Genomic DNA, 18,189 nt, shown 5'->3' with positions numbered 1-18,189 from the left:
ATGAAAAAGGCGGCCCGAAAGCCGCCTTCTTAACCGCACCGCACGCCGGGCTCAATGCTCCTTGTTGGCGTAGACGGACTTCTTCGTCAGATAGATCAGGATCGTGAAGATCGCCAGGAACACCATGACCATGAAGCCGGTGCGCTTGCGCTCCTCCAGATGCGGCTCTGCGGCCCACATCAGAAAGGCGGAAACGTCCTTGGCATACTGGTCGAGTGTCTGCGGCGCACCGTCATCATAGGTAACCTGACCGTCCGAGAGCGGCGGAGCCATGGCCAGCGACGCAGCCGCGGCAAAATACGGGTTGTAGTGGGTCCCGGCCGGCACTTCCACACCCGCCGGCGGCTCCTGGTAGCCGGTGAGAAGCGAGTAGATATAGTCCGGCCCGCCTTCCTGATACTGGGTGAAGATGTCGAAGACAAATTGCGGGAAACCGCGCGTCACGCCGCGCGCCTTGGCGATCAGCGAGAAATCCGGAGGGGCCGCCCCGTTATTGGCTGCAGCGGCGGCCTGGGTGTTCGGGAAGGGCGACGGAAAATGATCCGAGGGAACCGCCTTGCGGGTGAACATCTCACCCTCGTCGTTCGGACCGTCCTGCACTTCGTAATTGGCGGCAAAGGCCTTCACCTGCGCATCCGAATAGCCAAGCCCCTCCAGCGTGCGGAAGGCAACGAGGTTCATCGAATGGCAGGCGGAACAGACTTCGGCATAGACCTTCAGGCCACGCTGCAACTGCCCCTTGTCGTAATGGCCGAAAGGCCCGGCAAAACTCCAGTCCACGTGCTTGGGGTGGTGGATCGGATAATGCGGGGTGGCATGCTCCGCTTCTTCCGCAGCCTGAGCGCCGGTCGCGAGACCGGCGAGCAAGGCGAGGGACAGGAGGCTCTTGACCAGCATCTTCATTGTTTCGTCCTCTCTGTCTGGCACATCAGGCGCGCATGTCGGCCGTCACATTGCCATTCTTGGCAAGAACGGCTTCCGTGATGGAATTCGGCATGCGCCTTGGCGTCTCGAAGAGGCCAAGCAACGGCATGATCGCCAGGAAGAAGGCGAAATAGTACAGGGTGCCCATCTGAGACAGGATGACATAGATGCCTTCCGCCGGCATGGCACCGAGCCAGCCCAGCATGATGGAGTTGGCAACGAAGATCCAGAAGAACAGCTTGTACCACGGCCGATAGACGGCCGAGCGCACCTTCGACGTGTCGAGCCACGGCAGGAAGAACAGCACGATGATGGCACCGAACATCACCAGCACGCCGCCGAGCTTGGAATCGATCGGGCCGACATTGAAGGTGATGGCGCGCAGCATGGCGTAGAAGGGCAGGAAGTACCATTCCGGCACGATATGCGCCGGGGTCTTCAGCGGATCGGCCATGATGTAGTTGTCCGGATGACCGAGGTAGTTCGGCATGTAGAACACGAACCAGGCATAGACCAGCAGGAAGACCGAAAGCCCGAGCGCATCCTTCAGCGTCGCATAGGGCGTGAAGGGAACGGTATCGGTCTTGGTCTTAACCTCGATGCCGGTCGGATTGGTCTGGCCGGTCACATGCAGCGCCCAGACATGCAGGATGACGACGCCGGCGATCATGAAGGGCAGCAGGTAATGCAGCGAGAAGAAGCGATTCAGCGTCGGCTGGTCGACAGCAAAGCCGCCGAGCAGGAACTGCTGGATCCATTCGCCGACCAGCGGAAAGGCCGAGAAGAAGCCGGTGATGACGGTGGCGCCCCAGAAGGACATCTGGCCCCAGGGCAGGACATAGCCCATGAAGGCGGCGGCCATCATCAGCAGGAAGATCACCACGCCGAGGATCCAGAGGATTTCGCGCGGCGCCTTGTAGGAGCCGTAATAGAGGCCGCGGGCGATATGCAGGTAGACCGCGATGAAGAAGAAGGACGCACCGTTGGCATGCATGTAGCGCAGCAGCCAGCCGTGATTGACATCGCGCATGATCTTTTCGACGGAGTTGAACGCCACCGTCGTTTCCGCTGCGTAATGCATGGCCAGCACGACACCGGTCAGGATCTGGACCAGCAGCATGATCGAAAGCATGCCGCCGAAGGTGTAGGCGTAGTTGAGATTGCGCGGCACCGGATAGGCGACGAAGCTGTCATACATCAGACGCGGCAGGGGAAGCCGTGCGTCGATCCACTTCTCAAGGCCCGTGGAAGGCTGATAGCTGGAATGCCCACTCATTCTTGATGTCCCCTCACCCGATCCGGATCACGGTATCGGTCGTAAATGTAAATGTCGGGATGGCCAGGTTCTGCGGCGCCGGACCTTTGCGAATGCGGCCCGCCGTATCGTAGTGCGAGCCATGGCAGGGACAGAACCATCCGCCGAAATCGCCGGACTGGCCAAGCGGAACACAGCCGAGATGGGTGCAGGAACCGATCATGACGATCCAGTTCTCCTTGCCCTCGCCGGCCGAACGATCGATGTCGGTCGCCTGCGCATCGGCCGCGATGTTGGCATTGCGGGCGACGGGATCCTTCAGTTCGGCAAGCTGGACGGCCTTGGCCTCCTCAATTTCCTTTGCCGTGCGGTTGCGGATGAAGACCGGCTTGCCGCGCCACTTCACCGTCAGCGACATGCCCGGCTCAAGGCCGGAGACGTCCACCTCGATCGAGGCAAGCGCCAGCGTGGAGGCATCCGGCCGCATCTGGTCAATGAAGGGCCATGCAACGGCAACAGCGCCGACAGCGCCCGCCATGCCCGTCGTCAGGTATAGGAAATCGCGGCGCGTAGGCTCGCCCACGGTTCCGCTCGTCGTGTCGTGCTCGCTCACGGTCTAGCCACCCTCTGCACAGAAATGTGATGATAATGCATGCCCCCTCACCCCTCCGAGTTCCAATTCGGACACAATTGGACTCTACTTCCCCCACGCAAATTTCTAGTCATGATCGCAGGATAAGTCCAGAGTGGCACACTGGATACGGGCAGATTGTCGCGGGCATGACATCCGACAAGAAGATTGCCTTGTCTCCACAGCCAGATCCGCCTCGATGACGACGCCGGCCGATGAAGTGTCCGCAGCCGGCTGATTGCACCCCTCGTCATGGTCTGCACGCCCGCCTTTGTTGCGACGCACAACGGCGCATGATACAGCAACGGCTCCCGCCGCGCAGTCCAGGATCCCATGCGTCCGTTTCTTTCCTTCGGTCTTTCCCTGCTGACGGCAGTGGTTCTGGCGCTGATTGCCAGCCGTTTCTTCACCGACAGCTTTCTCTTCGCGATCTTTCACAATCTGCAGCTCCATCTGGCGGCGATTGCCATCGGCGTTGCTGCGCTTGCACTGATCATTCGCTTCAACATTTTCGGCATGCTGGTGCTGAGCCTGGCGCTTGCACTGTTCGTGCACGGCTTCGTGCTGTCGGAGCGCTTCGCGCAGGATTCCGCGCCGCAGCAGGGGCATCCCTTCCGTCTGCTCTCCTTCAATGTACTTGGAACGAACGTTTTCAATTCCGCCGCCATCGTGGACGAAATCCTCGCCTCGGGCGCCGACGTGGCCAATATCATGGAGGCCCGGGGTATCATCCCGGACCTTCCGCGCCTCTACGCCACCTATCCCTACCGAATCGGCTGCGGTGAAAAAACCAAGGCCTGCGACCTGCTGATGGTGTCGAAATTTCCGCTGGAAGGGGGCATCGGCAACATGGGGCAGATGTCGCAGCAACGCATCATCGTCGCCAAGGCCGCCCTTCCGTCGGTTCCCGCAACCATAGTGGCCATTCACACGACGAAACCTTATTTCGACAGCTATCACGAAGAGGATCTGGACAACGCTGCCCGTGCGCTCGCCGGCATTCAGGGTCCCTATATCCTCTCGGGTGACTTCAACGCCTCCAGCATCGGTCCGGACATGCAGGATTTCCTGCGCAACACGGGGCTTCGACATTCAGCCTTCCAGCCCGGCACATGGCCGGTCGGCGCGGGCGACTGGGGCGTGCCGATCGACCATATCTACGTGAAGGCACCGATTGCCATCCGAAGCGTGACACGCATCGCCGACGCGCATGGATCGAACCATTACGGCCTGATCGGCGACCTCATCCTGCCGCCGGCGCAATAGGGGTCAGGCAGTCTCCTCCACCGCGATGAAGCCGCGGGACTGGCGCGACCAGAGCTCCGAATAAAGCCCGCCGGAGGCGACCAGTTCGGTATGGGTGCCCTGTTCCACGATGCGGCCCCGGTCCATCACGATCAGCCGGTCGAGAGCCGCGATGGTGGAGAGGCGGTGGGCGATGGCGAGCACCGTCTTGCCCTGCATCAACGCGTCGAGGTTGGACTGGATCGCCGCCTCCACCTCCGAATCGAGGGCCGATGTCGCCTCGTCGAGCACCAGGATCGGTGCATCCTTCAGCATCACCCGGGCGATCGCTATGCGCTGGCGTTGCCCACCGGAAAGTTTCACGCCGCGTTCGCCCACATGCGCGTCGAATCCCTTGCGACCGCGCTGGTCTTCCAGCGTGTTGATGAAGCCATCCGCCTCGGCCCGCTGCGCGGCCAGCAGCAGTTGCGCATCGGTGGCATCCTGACGGCCGAACAGGATGTTGTCGCGGATCGAGCGATGCAGCAGCGAGGTGTCCTGCGTGACCATGCCGATCTGGGCGCGCAGCGATTCCTGCGTGACGGCGGCGATATCCTGGCCATCGATGAGGATATGGCCGCCTTCCACATCGTGGAAGCGCAGCAATAGATTGACGAGCGTTGACTTGCCGGCACCCGAACGTCCGACGATGCCCACCTTTTCGCCGGGCCGGATGGTGAGCGACAGATGATCGATGACGCCCTTGTCGCGGCCGTAGTGAAAGCTGACATCCTCGAAACGGATTTCCGGCACGCGGATGGTCAGCGCCGGTGCATTCGGCCTGTCCGTCAGGCCAATAGGCTGCGAGATCAGTTCGGCCGCGTTCTGCACGGTGCCGTAATTGCGCATGATGCCGTTGAACTGCGTCATCAGCCGGCCGAGCAGGAAGTTCAGCCGCAGCACCAGCGCGAGCGTGAAGGCCACGGCGCCTGCGCTGATGCGTCCGGACAGCCACAGATGGATGCAGAGCGCCGCCATGGTGGTGATCATCACGCCGGACAAGAGGGCCAGCGAGGCCCTGACCCCGGTGATGAAGCGAGTGAACATCATGGTGGCCGACTGGAAGATGTCGAACCCTTCCCGCATGTAGCGGTCGTTGACATCGTCGCGGCCGAAGAGCCGCAGCGTCTGGATGTTGCTGTAGGCATCCACCATGCGGCCACTCAGCATCGAGGCTGCCTCCGCCGTCTCGCGCGAATGGTAGCGGATGCGCGGCACGAAGAAGCGGGCGAGGAAGGAGAAGATGACGACCCAGACGAGGACGACGAGGGCGAGGCGCCAGTCCAGCCCGCCGATCAGCGCCAGCATGGAGATGGAGTAGATCGCGACGAACCAGACACTTTCCATCAGCGAGGTCACCAGATCGCCGGCCGCCTGGCCGCCGGACCAGACCTTGGTGACGATTCGGCCGGCAAAATCGTTTTGGAAGAAGGAAATCGACTGGCGCGCCACGTGCTGGTAGGACTGCCAGCGTACCAGATTGTAGAAGCCCGGCGTGATCACCTGCTGGTCGATGAGGGCGGTCGCCATGGTGACGAGAAAGCGGACGAGGCCGATCAGCACCAGCATGCCGGCAAGTTCCCAGCCATGCGCGGCCAGCAGGCCGGACCAGCCGGCCGCCCGGTCGACCGAGGCAAGGATATCGACGAGCCGGCCGACGAACCAGAAGAGCGCCGCCTCGATGGCTGCCGTCAGGCCGCCCAGCACCAGCATGGCGAAGAAGGGGGCCTTCGCCTGGCGCACGTAGAACCAGATGAAGGCGATCGTGCCGTTCGGCGGGCGCAGATCCTGCCGGGAAGCAAACGGGTCGATACGGGTTTCGAAGAAGCGGAACAGGGCGTCGATCATGCCCTTGGGTATAGGCTCTTTCGCGGGCGCAACAAGGCTGGCTCCGCGTTAAATCTTGGCAATCTTCAGCGAACGGTTGACACTTGGCGGGAATGCCGGCCCGGGTTGCGCCCGCAGGCGCCCGACCGCCACACACGAAGCCCGCTGCTACTGCATCCGCCGTCCATAGAGCGCGTCATAGCGCCGGTCGACCTTCAACGGCCCGGACAGGTCGTTGATGACCAGCCGGTCGTCGCCGGCAAACTCGGCCCGCTGCAGAGCCAGTTTGGCACTGCTGTAGAGCTGGCCGGGCGAGACGGGACCGAAGGCACTGGCGCAGCCGATGTGACAGCGAAGCTCCGGCAGGTTGGGAACATTCCGGCGGGCATGGTTCACCGATCCCGCCACGATACGCCGCAGCTTCTGGCTGATGTCGGTCAGCATCAGGTCGTTGTTGGCATCCAGCAGCAGGCCCAGTTCCTCCGGAGACATCCAGCAGGCCAGATCGCCCTCGCCCATCAGCCGCTGCGTCTGCTGGCCGAGTGTATCGAGCACGAAATCGCGCGCCTTCAGCATGTCCGGCCCGCGATAGCCGTCGAGGCCCTTCAGATGGCACAGCATCAGGCTGGAGCCGTCCAGCTTCTGCCCGCCGGTATGCAGGTCCTGCAGGCGCCCCATCAGCACGGCGCGTTCGGCAAGGCCATGCAGCACGACCGGCGCCGGCGAGGCGGATGCCACGGGCGACGGCTCCCGCGCTGTGGCCTCGCCTGCGGGAGGAAAGGCGCGTGCATCATGCCCCTTCTCAGGCTGGCCGAGCGGGTGTGTCTCCTTCCAATCGGCGAGCACGGCGAGAAGCTCTTTCGTGAGGTCGCAGGCACGGGCATTCGCCTGTGCGATCCGTGCCGCCACATGGGCAAGCTGGGCGCCGGACATATCGGCGCTGGCGGCCAGCAGCGCCCTGCCCTTCTCGATGGCGCGCCCCTGCTCGGCCAGTCCCGTTTCGGTCGTGACGAGAGCCGCCCGAACGTTGCCCAGCGCCTGCAGCAGGGCGAGCCCCGTCACGAGGTCGGCGTGTGGCACGAAATGCTGCGGCAGGAACCGGCGGGCCAGCGCGTCCCATTCCTCGGCCAGGATCGGACGCTTCAGACCGGCGAAAGCCTGACGCAGGTCGCCGTTCTGCCCATCCAGCAGCAGCGTCATCAGTTCGAAATTGGCAGGCGTGAGGTCAAGGCCAAGGCGCGTCAGCAGTGTCACGGCCTGATGGCCGGTGTCTGGCGCCTCTGGCGGCATCTGCGGGATCATCGGCATTGCGGCAGTCTCCCAGACCAGCATGCAGCAGACTACGCTGAAAACCGTTCCGGGAGATTGAAGGCATTCGCTAAAATGCGACCGCCGGTGCGTCTTTGATCGTTTCGTCGAAAAATCGAAGGCGACGGTTACTCCGCCGCCTCTTCCGCCTCCTGTGTCGCCTGGTCGGCCAGGAAGCCGCCGGACTGGCGGTTCCACAGATCGGCATAGATGCCGCCATGGCCGACCAGTTGGCTGTGCGTACCCTGTTCGACGATGCGTCCCTTGTCGAGCACGATCAGCCGGTCCATCTGCGTCAGCGTCGAGAGACGGTGGGCGATCGCGATCACCGTCTTGTTCTCGATCAGCTTGAACAGGCTTTCCTGGATCGCCGCTTCGACTTCGGAATCGAGCGCGGAAGTCGCCTCGTCCAGGATCAGGATCGGTGCGTCCTTCAGGAAGACGCGGGCAATCGCGATGCGCTGCCGCTGGCCGCCCGACAGTTTCACGCCGCGCTCACCCACATGCGCATCAAGCCCGACACGGCCCTGCTGGTCTGCCAACCCCTGGATGAAGTCCCAGGCATTCGCGCGCTTGGCCGCCTCGATCACCTCCGCATCGCTCGCCTCCGGACGGCCATAGGCGATGTTGTCGCGGATCGAGCGGTGCAGCAGCGAGGTATCCTGCGTCACCACGCCGACCAGCGCGCGCAGGCTGTCCTGCGAGACCTCCGAAATGTCCTGGCCGTCGATCAGGATGCGGCCCTTTTCCACGTCGTAGAAACGCAGAAGCAGGTTCATCAGCGTTGTCTTGCCGGCGCCCGAGCGGCCGACGAGTCCGACCTTTTCGCCGGCCTTGATGGTCAGCGAGAAATCGTCGATGACACCCTTCTGCTTGCCGTAGTGGAAGCGCACATCGTCATAGACGATCTCGCCCTTCGGCGCGGCAAGCGCCCGGGCGGCCGGCCTGTCGGTGATGTCGTGCGGCTTGGTCATCATTCCCATGCCGTCATAGACCGTGCCAATGCTTTCGAAGAGGGCGGCAACCTCCCACATGATCCAGTTGGACATGCCGTTGACACGCATGGACAGGCCGATCGCCACCGCCAGCGCGCCGATGCTGACGCTGCCGCCCAGCCAGAACCAGATGCCGAGAGCCGCAACCGCAAACTGCACCAGCACATTGTTGAAGTCGACGGCAATGTTGAGCAGCGTGATCTGGCGCATCTGCCGGTGCACCGTGCCGAGGAACTGGTCCATGCCGTCCTTGGCATAGCTTTCCTCCCGGCCCGCATGCGAGAAGAGCTTGACCGTCGCGATGTTGGTGTAGCTGTCGACGATGCGGCCGGTCATCAGCGAACGGGCATCGGCCTGCTCGCTGGAGAGCGTGCGCAGCTTGGGAATGAAATGCCGCAGGATCAGTAGATAGATGATCAGCCAGACCAGCAGCGGAATGCCGAGCCGCCAGTCGATGGCCGCGACCAGCGCCAGCATGGAGATGAAGAAGCTGACCGCATAGACGAAGACGTCGATGATCTTCATTGCCGCATCGCGCACCGCAAGCGCCGTCTGCATCACCTTGGTGGAGACGCGGCCGGCAAACTCGTTGGCGAAGAAACTCATCGAGTGACGCAGCAGGAAGCGGTGCATCTGCCAGCGGGCGATCATCGGGAAGCTGCCGGCCAGCACCTGGTGCATGGTCAGCGTATGGAACAGCCCGAACAGCGGCAGGCCGACGAGCAGCAGCGCCGCCATGCCGATCAGGCGGCCGCCTTCCTGCTGCAGGAAGGTGGCCGGGTCGGCATGGCTCAGCCAGTCGACGATGTTGCCGAGGAACTGGTAGAGGAAGACCTCGATGACCGCGATGCCCATGGAGCAAAGGCCGAGCACCAGAAGCCACGGCCAGACGGGCTTGGTATAGTACCAGCAGAAGGGCACGAGCCCCTTGGGCGGCAATTGCGGCTCGCCGGCGGGATAGGGGTTCACACGGGATTCGAACCAGGCAAACATGAATTGGCTCCGTCAATCGGATGGGTCGCGACCCCGCGCACCGCTGGCGCATGATCAAATGGTCGAGCCACGACGAAATTCAAAGGGCGAGGCCGCTTTACGGCCGCGAAGGCTGAGATGGGGGAGAAGACTTGCGGAAACCGCTACGCCTCAGGCCGGAACTCGACGGAAACGGCTCGGGAGGCGAATCATCACGGTCATGTCCATGTCTGCCTCCTTTGGCTGGCGTTGAAGATGAAATGCCTGTAGCAGCAAAGTCCGGGCTTGAAAAGCCGGAATCCGTGACGGCCTCGGATGTTCCGGAGGCTGTGACACCTGCGTGACACGGCCTGTGGACGAGGCCCGCAATCCCCCCCAAGCGGAAGACCATGACCCAACTGCGCATCGCCCTTTACCAGCCGGACATTCCCGGCAATACCGGCACCATTCTGAGGCTCGCCGCCTGCCTCGGCATGGCGGTGGACATCATCGAGCCGGCAGGCTTCGTCCTGTCGGACAAGAACCTGCGGCGTGCCGGCATGGATTATCTGGCAAGCGTCACCATGACACGCCACGTCAACTGGCAAGAATTCGATGCCTGGCGACGGACGCAAGGCCGCCGCCTCGTGCTTGCCTCCACAAAGGCTGCAGAGCGCTACACGGATTTCCGCTTTGCGGCGGGCGACATTCTGCTGTTTGGCCGGGAAAGCGCCGGCGTTCCCGATCCGGTGCACGAAACGGCCGATCATCGGATCATCATTCCGATGATGGAAGGGCAGCGGTCGATCAATGTCGCCGTCTCGGCCGCCATGATTGCCGGAGAAGCCATGCGGCAAATTGCCTGGAGCGGGAACCACATCTCGTAGTGGTATTGGCGACGGGGCCGGATTGTGAGAGGCTGTTACAGAGAATGCTCATAATGAACAGTCGCCAGCCTTGGAGAGACACGCATGTTCCCGACCGCATTCACCCACAGCATCACCCAGTTTGCCAGGACTCTGAGCCTTCCGGAGCGGGTGCAGCACTCCCCGCTGCGCAACCTCACCCTTGAGGGCTTTCGGCAGCGCAACACGACGCTGGATTCGCTCTTCTACGACGTGAAGTCGATTTCCACCGAGGAGGCCTTCTATATCAGCAGTTGTCTGGCAGCCGAGGGAGCGATCCTGATCGTGCATCCGACCGGCGGCCAGCCGCTGACCCTCTGCGATACGATCGACGACTTCGTCTTCGGCGGCGGCGTCAGGGTCGATACGCTCGCGGTGGCCGGTGTCGGCAGCTCCGCCCTCGGCTCGGCAGCACTCGCCCGCAACATTGCCGACGCGCTCGACAAGCCGGTGGCCGTGGTCGTTTCCGGTTATGGCCTGGCGGACGTGGTGACGGAGGCCCTGGGCGGTCATTTCCTGTTCGGCTATCTCAACGGTTTCCGCCACACCTTCGAGCGGCTGGACGAATTCTTCGGCCGCCCGCAATTCGGCGTGGCGCCCAAGCTCAGCACGGAAAAGCTGCTGGAGGCGAGCCTGGACATGCAGACGGTCAAGGCCCTGCTCACCGATCCGCGCCTGTCCTTCAACCTGGTCGTCGGCCATTCCAAGGGCAATCTGGTGATCTCGGAGGCGCTCTACGCGATCGCCCATTCCGACATGACAACGGCCCAGGCCCTGGCAAAGACCCTGCGGATCATCACGCTCAGCGCCCGCATCGCCATGCCGCGCCCGTTCCGCAACATCATCGACGTGATGGGCGAATGGGACTGGTTCGGCGAGATCAATTCCCGCCACAGCATCGACACCGACGAGATCGTGCCGCAGGCGGGGCATCACACCAATACCGAACTGCCGAACCATCTGCCGGTGACGCAGGTGATCCGCAGGATCGCCGGTCAGACGCCGGTTGAAGCAAGACCGCAGATCGAGGCCAGCGTCGCACCGATACCATTGACGCTCGCAGCGCCGGCAGAACCGGTGATGGTGACGCTTGACCAGCCTGCGGCAGCAGACGAGCCGGCGCTCGCACCGGAACCGGTGGACGAGGCGCCGGTCGAGATGACTGCGATGACAGCTTCGGAAGAGCCGGCGCTGAGCAGCCTCGAAGCCGATGTGGCGACGCAAGAGCAGGCGGTCGCCCAGGTCGAGGCGTTGGAGGAGGCTTCTGCCGCCGCGCCGCTCGATGAAACCGGGGCAGATGCCCCCTCCGCGGCGCCAGCAGAGCTCGAACCGGAAGCCGAAGCAGCGCCCGCGGCCGAAACGCTGACGGAGACGCCGGCCCTCGACGCGGCCCCCGTTGCCAACCCGGAACCGGTCGAGGCAGAGGCAGAGGCAGAAGAAACTGCCATTGCTGAAGCACCCGCCCCGGTGGCGGAGATGCTGGCGGAACCGGCAGAGGAAAGCCCTGCCCCCGCCGCACCGAGCGCCGCCAAGCCGGCCGGTCGCGCCGCCCCGCGCAAGAACGGCCGCGGCCGCAAGACCTGAAGCGCGGGACGTGGAACCGGAAGGGCGTCGCGGGCGGGGCCTGCATTTGTGCAGGTTCCGGCACCGCAAGGCGTCGTTCCAGCACCTAAAAACGTAAAAGTGCCGATGGCGGCGGAAGCCATCGGCACTTTCCTTCGGACGGACGGCGCGGCACCGACAAGGGGACAGTTCCGCACGTCATCGTCCTGAAGTGCTTGTCTGGACAGGGCGGACGGCGCGGCGCGGTTCCGGTCCAGTGCCGAACGCAGCCGGCCCACCACCTCCGCTCATCCCCCACCCGGCCGGCGCAACGGCCGACCGCGCCGGACCTCAGGCAAACAGCATCAGCGAACGGCTCATCGACGCATTGGCGATGTTGAGGCTGATCGTCTGCAACTGCTGCTGCGCCGCTTGCGAGGACAGGCGCACCGCCTCCTCCTCCATGTCGGCATCCACCAGGCGACCGATGCCGATGCTGGTGACATCCTGCAGCGTCTGCAGGAAATCGGTATTGGAGGCGATGCGGCTGCTGGTGGAGCCGATCTCCGCGCCGCCGTCGACCATCTGCGACATCATGCTGTTGAGCGCGGAGAGCATGCCGTCGATCTCGTCGTTGGTCGTCGTCGAGGACACGGCGATTTCGCGTGCCCCCGCCCCGTTCGGCGTGGCGGAGCCTGCATCGAGCAGATAGTAATCGTAGGAACTGCCAGCCTGAGATGTGCCGGAATAGGAGCGGGTCAGCACGCCGTCTGCCGCATCGCCCTCTGCAACGAGGGTCGACTTGCCCTTGTCGAAATCGATCATGTTGATCTCGACATCGCCACCCTGGTTGCTGGTGACGGAGCCGACCATGGACTGCACCGTCGGCGTCTCGCCGGCGCCCGTCTTCAGCCAGTTCTGACCGTTGAAGGAACTGCTGTCGACCACCGTCGTCAACTGCTCCTTCAGCTGGCTGATCTCCTTGTTGACCACATCCTTGTCGACGCCGGGGCTTTTCGCCAGGATCAGCTTGGACTGGATTTCCGCCATGATGTCGGTAGCTGCCTGCATGCCGACGGAGGCCGTGTCGGCGATGGCGGCGGAAAAGGCCTGCGCATCCTCCGCGCTCGACAGCGACAGGTTGCTGGACTTCATCGTGGTGGCGATGGACCAGTAGGCGGCGTTGTCGGCGGCCTTCTGCACCTCGCGACCGGATGCGACGCGCGTCGCTGTTTCGTTCACGGCCCGGCTCGTGCCGCCGAGCAACGACAGCGCCGACGATGCTGTGGGGTTGAGAGAGGTGGAAAACATCAGATCTCCGCTATCCGTTCGTCATCCCGGAACCCTGCTGGTTCCCGATGCCTGCTACGGATAAGGCAAGAGGTCTTGCAGTCGCGTTTAACGGAAACTTAGAATTTTAGCATACGCAAAATAGCAAATATCCGCTCCTAGTCGGCGGTGGGCAGACGACGCATGGTGAACTCGATGCGGTCACCCTCCAGCGGGCGCCAGCTTTCCACCTCGGTCCAGTAGGCAGCCTTGGGAAAGGCATCGAACCATTCGCGTGCCTTCTGGCGTGCCTCCTCGCGGGTGAGACAATAGGTTTCACGGATGAAATGGCCCTGCTGGTCACGCCGGGCGGAGACCTGCTCGCGATGCCGGTTGATCCTGCGCTTCAAGCCGTCGAGCGGCGGGGATGTGAATTTCGCCATGCGCTCCCCCTCTCGTGCCGAGGTTAAGCTGACAGGCTGCATATTGCGAGTCGATTCTTGCGGCGGATCGCAGCGGCCAGGCTCGATGCGGACGCAAGGGCTGCCAACGCTCCCCCTGCCGCGGCATTTGCACGGGTTGCCTCCGGCCACACGGGCGGGTAAGTCGCAGGATGACAGGATGCAGGCGGAAAGCCGCGCGCCGCCGTGACCAAGGGAGGCAAGACCGCCATGGAAAGACCGCAGATTCCCGCCGGCCTGCCGGACGGCATCGAGGAGAAGAAAGAGCAGGCGCGCCTCTGGTTCGAGACCCTGCGCGACGGCATCTGTGCCGATTTCGAGGCGCTGGAGGACGCGTTGACCGGCCCTCTGTCGGACCGCGCACCCGGGCGCTTCCAGCCGAAGGACTGGCTGCGCGAGGACGGCCGTGGCGGCGGCGGCCGCATGTCGATGATGAACGGCCGCGTGTTCGAGAAGGTCGGCGTCCATACCTCCACCGTGCATGGCGAGTTTTCCGAGGAATTCCGCAGGCAGATGCCGGGCGCCTCCGATGACCCGCGTTTCTGGGCTTCCGGCATTTCGCTGATCGCTCATCCCGTCAATCCCAATGTGCCGGCCGTGCACATGAACACCCGCATGGTGGTGACCTCCAGCCAGTGGTTCGGCGGCGGCGCCGACCTGACGCCGGTGCTGGAGCGCCGCCGCACGCAGGACGATCCCGATACGCAGGCCTTTCATCGGGCGATGGAAGCGTGCTGTCGCAGCCATGCCGGGGTCGCCGACTATGACCGCTACAAGGCGTGGTGCGACGATTATTTCTTCCTCAAGCACCGCAACGAAGCGCGCGGCATCGGCGGAATCTTCTTCGACTGGCTCTATCCGCAGGCGGAAAAAGGCGGCTGGGAGGCCAACTTTGCCTTCGTGCAGGAGGTCGGCCGAGCCTTCCGCGCCATCTATCCGCAACTCGTGCGCGCCAATTTCAACACGCCCTGGACCGAGGCCGACCGCGAGGAACAACTGGTGCGGCGCGGTCGCTATGTGGAGTTCAACCTGCTCTACGACCGCGGCACCATCTTCGGGCTGAAGACGGGCGGCAATGTGGAATCCATCCTCTCTTCGCTGCCGCCGATGGTGCGCTGGCCCTGAGGGCCGCCGTCCGGCAGCGGCAATCGGGAGGGCGAGCCGCCTATTAGGGGCCTGCCGCCGGTTGCACCTGCGACAAAACACATCAAACCTGCGTTGCCCGTACATTCGGGAATTGACAAATACGACAGTCCCTTCATGCTGTTTCTGCCAGACGTGGCAGGACTGCATCGGAGGAGGATCGTCATGATCACATCAAAGAGCGTAGCAGTACCCCAGAAGGCCGAAGACGCCCGCAATCTCGACACTGCCGAAATGATCGACCGCATGGCCGCCGAGCTTCGCGCCCGCAGCGACACGGATCTGCCGCATTCATTCTATGTGGCGCAGGTTCGTGGGCAGCTCGCCGGACGCAGGACAAGCGCTGCAGCCCCCGCGCCGGAAACGACACCCTGGAAGAAGCGGGCGGGCGAAGCCCATCCGTCGGTCTTCCATGCCTGGGCGCTTTCCGAATAGGCAGGGCCGCAGGCGCTTCGCCACGCGCATGGCGCGGGAATGGACCGGAACATGCGGCTTTCATCTGCATGTTCCGGCTAGCCTCGCTTACGCTCCCGCCGTTCCGGCAGTCTGTACAGGCGGTCTTCAACGGGCCGCCTGATGCCGTGGACGGCGACAATCACCCGAAGTGATGGAACGTGAGGCGCCGCTTTCCGTTTTGACGCCAGGCCGTGGCGGGCTTCCCGCCCGGCAGTCACGTCCAATGGAGGAAGCCATGAGACTTTTCGAATGCGGCACGCTGGTTCCGGGATGCGAATGGCATACCCGCGCCGAGGAAGACGCCGAAGTGGTCCGCCGCGCAGTGGAACACATGCGCACCGTGCACGGCGAGACGGTGATCCGCGAGAACATGATCGAAAACATCAAGGCGCGCATCCGCAACGAAAACCCGGCCAGGCTCTCCGCCTGAGCGGGGTGTCCGCCGGCAGGCGTCGTGCCGCCATGGCGGGACCGGCGTGGCGGGCGGTCAATCGCCGCCCCGCTCCGGAACGGCTCACCGGCGCGGTTCATCCGGCGCGATCAACCGCTGCCGTCAGGGCGATCCGCCCTCGACCTTCTCCTTCAGCCGGGCGGCGAGAGCTGTCCGGTCCAGCGCGAAGTTGCGTTCGATCCACAGGTCCTCGAGTTCCTGCAGCAGTTCTCCGATGCGGGGGCCCGGGCTGATGCCGAGCGCCATCACATCGGCGCCATTCAGCGGGAAGACGGGTTTGGAGAACGCTTCGGCGCGAGCCAGAAGCGCCGCGAGCTTCGCCGCTTTCGCCATCGCCTCGCTGCTGCCCTCGGCCGCCCGCCGCGCACCCGCAAGTGCAAGCTTCAGCCGCATCAGAAGACCTGCCTTGCCCTTCCGATAAAGCATCCGGTCGAGCGTCGTATGGGCAAGGTCCGCCGCCGGTTCCGGGGCGCCAGCCCAATGCGCCAGCCGTTCAGCTGCGGCATTCGACAGGCGCCAGCGACGCGCCAGCCCCGCCAGCCGTTCCACATCCGGCGGCACGATCGCGGCAAGCCTGAGCAGCGGATCGGGCGTCCAGCCAAGCGCCTGCTCCGTGGCGACGAGTCCGTGAATGGCATCGATGCCCCATTTTTCGCTTTCCGGCAGCACCGCGCCCAGCACGCCGGAGGTACGCATCCACAAAAGCGCGCGCGACGGGTCCGGAGCGGAAAGCATCTTCTTCATTTCCGTCCAGATGCGCTCCGCCGACAGCGTGGAGAGCTTGTCCCTGGCGCGCGCCGAGGCCTTCAGCCCCTCGGCATCAGGCCGGCCGGCGCCATACCAGGCAAAGAAGCGGAAGAAGCGCAGCACGCGCAGATAATCCTCGGCAATGCGGGCGGCGGCATCGCCGATGAACCGCAGCGTCCTGCTTTCAATGTCCGCAAGACCGCCGACCAGATCGATCACCGCGCCATCCGCCGTCGCATAGAGCGCATTGATGGTGAAATCCCGCCGCTCGGCATCCACCTGCCAGTCGGAGCCGAAGGCAACGGCGGCACGGCGTCCATCGGTTTCCACGTCGCGGCGCAGCGTCGTCACCTCGAAGGGGCGACCATCCACCACCAGCGTCACCGTGCCATGGTCGATGCCGGTCGGCACCGCCTTGATGCCGGCGGCCCTTGCCCTGTCCATCACCACCTGCGGCAGGTTGGTGGTGGCGAAATCCACGTCGCTGATCGGGTGTCCCATCAACGCATTGCGAACCGCGCCGCCCACGACGCGGCCTTCGCCGCCATCCGCATTAAGAAGCGAGAAGACCCGCTGCGTGGCCGGATCGGTCAGCCAGTGCTGGCCGGCAAGGCTCGTCATGCATACAACCTTTCATATAGCGTGCGCAGAATGCCTGCGGTAATGCCCCAGATGTTCCAGTCGCCATAGGGCATGCGGTAGAAATGGCGCAACGTGCCGTTCCATTCGCGGCTGCCGGTCTCATGGTTGGCCGGGTCCATCAGAAAGGCGAGCGGCACCTCGAAGACATGCGCCACCTCGCCGGGATTGGGCTTCAGTTCGAACCCGCGCTGCACCACCGACAGAACCGGCGTGATGCGGAAGCCGGTCGCGGCGTAATAATCCGGCAGGCGTCCGACAGGTTCGACGAAGTGGCGCGCGAGACCGATCTCCTCCTCCGCCTCCCGCAGCGCTGCCATCTCGACGCTGCCATCCTCCGGATCGACGCCACCGCCCGGAAAGGCGATCTGGCCGGAATGCTTGCGCAGCGAGGCGGTACGCTGGGTGAGGATCACCTTGGCGCCGTCCGCGTCGTCGACCACCGGCACCAGCACCGCCGCATCCTTCAGCGTCAACCCCTGCACATGGGTGAGGATGCCGGGGTTCAGCAGGTGATCGCCATGTTCCCCGGAGGCAAGCTCGATCGGCCCGCCGTTCTGGTGGCCGGCGCGGCGGCGAAACTCTTCGGCGGAATAGAAGGCCGGATTGAGGAGAAGCTCGGTCATTGCGACAGACGGTCCAGTTCATCGGCGGGCATGACGGGAAAGATCGCGCCGCCCGAGCGCAGGGCAAACATCGCCCGCCCGTCGACCGCAACGATCTCGCCCTCGGCGATGAGATCATACATAACGGCGCGCGAGACGAGCGCTTCCAGCCGGCCGCGCACCAGGAGATAGGGCTTCAGCCGCCCCTCCTCGCCTTGCGTCACGAAACGCAGCGGATGGTCCGGCCCGGCCTCCACGAGATCGCCGACATTGGTGCGAAACGTCAACACCGGAGCGGCATCGCGCCGGGAGACCGTCATCTCCACAGCAAGGAACGGCGCGTCCTCGACCCGGATGCCGACTTTTTCCACAGGCGTGACGAGATAGGTGCGCCCGTCCTCATCCTTGCGCAGAACGGTGGAAAACAGCCGCACCAGCGCCGGCCGGCCGATCGGCGTGCCGAGATAGAACCAGGTGCCGTCAGCGCGGATTTCCATGTCCAGATCGCCGCAGAAGGGCGGATTCCAGCGTTCCACCGGGGGCAGGCCGCGCGCCTTGCCGCCGGTCTGCTCGGCGGCGCGGGCAATCATCGCCGCAAGGCCCGCGGCATCGCCGGCCGCATGAAATGTCTCGCCTGCCATAATTTCAGTCACGCTTCCGGTTTATGCGTCCTCTCTCACGAGATAGTCATTCATAACGTTCTTGTCAGCCGCCACCGCGCGAATAAGTTGGTTAGTATGGACAGATCGTGCAACCGCGATGATTCCCCGGCCCGGCGCTTGCGGGCATGAGAGCC

At 64.0% G+C, this 18,189-nt stretch carries 17 protein-coding genes; 6 read left to right on the top strand and 11 right to left on the bottom strand.

Features of this window, described 5'->3' with window-relative positions:
- Window positions 1–51 precede the first annotated feature (51 nt).
- The 3 genes from KLP42_RS21460 to petA are packed head-to-tail and all read right to left on the bottom strand — an operon-like array spanning window position 52 to window position 2,792.
- Complete coding sequence (locus KLP42_RS21460; RefSeq protein ID WP_215569282.1) at window positions 52–903, bottom strand: cytochrome c1; 852 nt, start codon at window positions 901–903, stop codon at window positions 52–54.
- Between the two features lie 25 nt (window positions 904–928).
- The gene (locus KLP42_RS21455; RefSeq protein WP_215569280.1) at window positions 929–2,200 is read right to left on the bottom strand and encodes a cytochrome b; all 1,272 of its coding nucleotides are present in this window, start codon (window positions 2,198–2,200) and stop codon (window positions 929–931) included.
- A 13-nt stretch (window positions 2,201–2,213) separates the two neighbouring features.
- Window positions 2,214–2,792 (bottom strand): ubiquinol-cytochrome c reductase iron-sulfur subunit, encoded by a 579-nt coding sequence (petA, locus tag KLP42_RS21450; RefSeq protein ID WP_215569278.1) that lies wholly within the window; start codon window positions 2,790–2,792, stop codon window positions 2,214–2,216.
- Between the two features lie 351 nt (window positions 2,793–3,143).
- Between petA and KLP42_RS21445 the strand changes: the two genes are divergently transcribed.
- A complete protein-coding gene (locus KLP42_RS21445) occupies window positions 3,144–4,076 on the top strand; it encodes an endonuclease/exonuclease/phosphatase family protein (RefSeq protein ID WP_215569276.1) in 933 nt (310 codons plus the stop codon).
- Window positions 4,077–4,079: 3 nt separating this feature from the next.
- On the opposite strand, the gene KLP42_RS21440 is transcribed toward KLP42_RS21445, so the two are convergent.
- The 3 genes from KLP42_RS21440 to KLP42_RS21430 form a co-directional block, all read right to left on the bottom strand.
- On the bottom strand, window positions 4,080–5,942 hold the full coding sequence (locus KLP42_RS21440; RefSeq protein ID WP_215569274.1) for an ABC transporter ATP-binding protein: 1,863 nt from the start codon (window positions 5,940–5,942) through the stop codon (window positions 4,080–4,082).
- A gap of 147 nt (window positions 5,943–6,089) precedes the next feature.
- Window positions 6,090–7,229: a nucleotidyl cyclase domain-containing protein gene (locus tag KLP42_RS21435; RefSeq protein ID WP_215569272.1), complete on the bottom strand. Its 1,140-nt coding sequence runs from the start codon at window positions 7,227–7,229 to the stop codon at window positions 6,090–6,092.
- Window positions 7,230–7,357: 128 nt separating this feature from the next.
- Window positions 7,358–9,217, bottom strand: a complete 1,860-nt coding sequence (locus KLP42_RS21430) for an ABC transporter ATP-binding protein (RefSeq protein WP_215569264.1) — start codon at window positions 9,215–9,217, stop codon at window positions 7,358–7,360.
- A 368-nt stretch (window positions 9,218–9,585) separates the two neighbouring features.
- On the opposite strand from KLP42_RS21430, the gene KLP42_RS21425 reads away from it, so the two are divergent.
- Together KLP42_RS21425 and KLP42_RS21420 are read left to right on the top strand one after the other, a co-directional pair.
- Complete coding sequence (locus KLP42_RS21425) at window positions 9,586–10,062, top strand: tRNA (cytidine(34)-2'-O)-methyltransferase (protein WP_215569262.1); 477 nt, start codon at window positions 9,586–9,588, stop codon at window positions 10,060–10,062.
- 84 nt (window positions 10,063–10,146) lie between these two features.
- Window positions 10,147–11,664, top strand: a complete 1,518-nt coding sequence (locus KLP42_RS21420) for a hypothetical protein (RefSeq protein WP_215569260.1) — start codon at window positions 10,147–10,149, stop codon at window positions 11,662–11,664.
- Between the two features lie 309 nt (window positions 11,665–11,973).
- Here the strand turns inward: KLP42_RS21420 and KLP42_RS21415 are convergent, their stop codons facing one another.
- Together KLP42_RS21415 and KLP42_RS21410 are read right to left on the bottom strand one after the other, a co-directional pair.
- Window positions 11,974–12,933: a flagellin N-terminal helical domain-containing protein gene (locus KLP42_RS21415; RefSeq protein WP_215569258.1), complete on the bottom strand. Its 960-nt coding sequence runs from the start codon at window positions 12,931–12,933 to the stop codon at window positions 11,974–11,976.
- Window positions 12,934–13,070: 137 nt separating this feature from the next.
- Window positions 13,071–13,334, bottom strand: a complete 264-nt coding sequence (locus KLP42_RS21410) for a hypothetical protein (RefSeq protein ID WP_215569256.1) — start codon at window positions 13,332–13,334, stop codon at window positions 13,071–13,073.
- A 228-nt stretch (window positions 13,335–13,562) separates the two neighbouring features.
- Here KLP42_RS21410 and hemF point away from each other — a divergent pair, with 228 nt between their 5' ends.
- The 3 genes from hemF to KLP42_RS21395 all read left to right on the top strand — a co-directional run bounded on the left by hemF (window position 13,563) and on the right by KLP42_RS21395 (window position 15,381).
- Complete coding sequence (hemF, locus tag KLP42_RS21405) at window positions 13,563–14,477, top strand: oxygen-dependent coproporphyrinogen oxidase (RefSeq protein WP_215569254.1); 915 nt, start codon at window positions 13,563–13,565, stop codon at window positions 14,475–14,477.
- Between the two features lie 183 nt (window positions 14,478–14,660).
- Window positions 14,661–14,930, top strand: a complete 270-nt coding sequence (locus KLP42_RS21400; RefSeq protein WP_215569252.1) for a hypothetical protein — start codon at window positions 14,661–14,663, stop codon at window positions 14,928–14,930.
- Between the two features lie 256 nt (window positions 14,931–15,186).
- The gene (locus KLP42_RS21395) at window positions 15,187–15,381 is read left to right on the top strand and encodes a DUF1059 domain-containing protein (protein ID WP_215569250.1); all 195 of its coding nucleotides are present in this window, start codon (window positions 15,187–15,189) and stop codon (window positions 15,379–15,381) included.
- A gap of 123 nt (window positions 15,382–15,504) precedes the next feature.
- Here the strand turns inward: KLP42_RS21395 and KLP42_RS21390 are convergent, their stop codons facing one another.
- The 3 genes from KLP42_RS21390 to KLP42_RS21380 are packed head-to-tail and all read right to left on the bottom strand — an operon-like array spanning window position 15,505 to window position 18,034.
- Window positions 15,505–16,770 carry a CCA tRNA nucleotidyltransferase gene (locus KLP42_RS21390; protein ID WP_215569248.1) on the bottom strand — a complete coding sequence of 422 codons (1,266 nt, stop codon included), beginning with the start codon at window positions 16,768–16,770 and terminating at the stop codon, window positions 15,505–15,507.
- The gene (locus tag KLP42_RS21385; protein WP_215569246.1) at window positions 16,767–17,414 is read right to left on the bottom strand and encodes a CoA pyrophosphatase; all 648 of its coding nucleotides are present in this window, start codon (window positions 17,412–17,414) and stop codon (window positions 16,767–16,769) included. Before KLP42_RS21385 ends, KLP42_RS21390 begins: the two co-directional genes overlap by 4 nt.
- Window positions 17,411–18,034, bottom strand: a complete 624-nt coding sequence (locus tag KLP42_RS21380) for a DUF1285 domain-containing protein (protein WP_215569455.1) — start codon at window positions 18,032–18,034, stop codon at window positions 17,411–17,413. Before KLP42_RS21380 ends, KLP42_RS21385 begins: the two co-directional genes overlap by 4 nt.
- Between the last annotated feature and the right edge of the window lie 155 nt (window positions 18,035–18,189).

Origin of the sequence: Rhizobium sp. CSW-27, assembly GCF_018760785.1 — a bacterium.
In the GTDB taxonomy this organism is placed as follows: domain Bacteria; phylum Pseudomonadota; class Alphaproteobacteria; order Rhizobiales; family Rhizobiaceae; genus Neorhizobium.
This window is presented reverse-complemented; position numbering and strand designations above follow the sequence as displayed.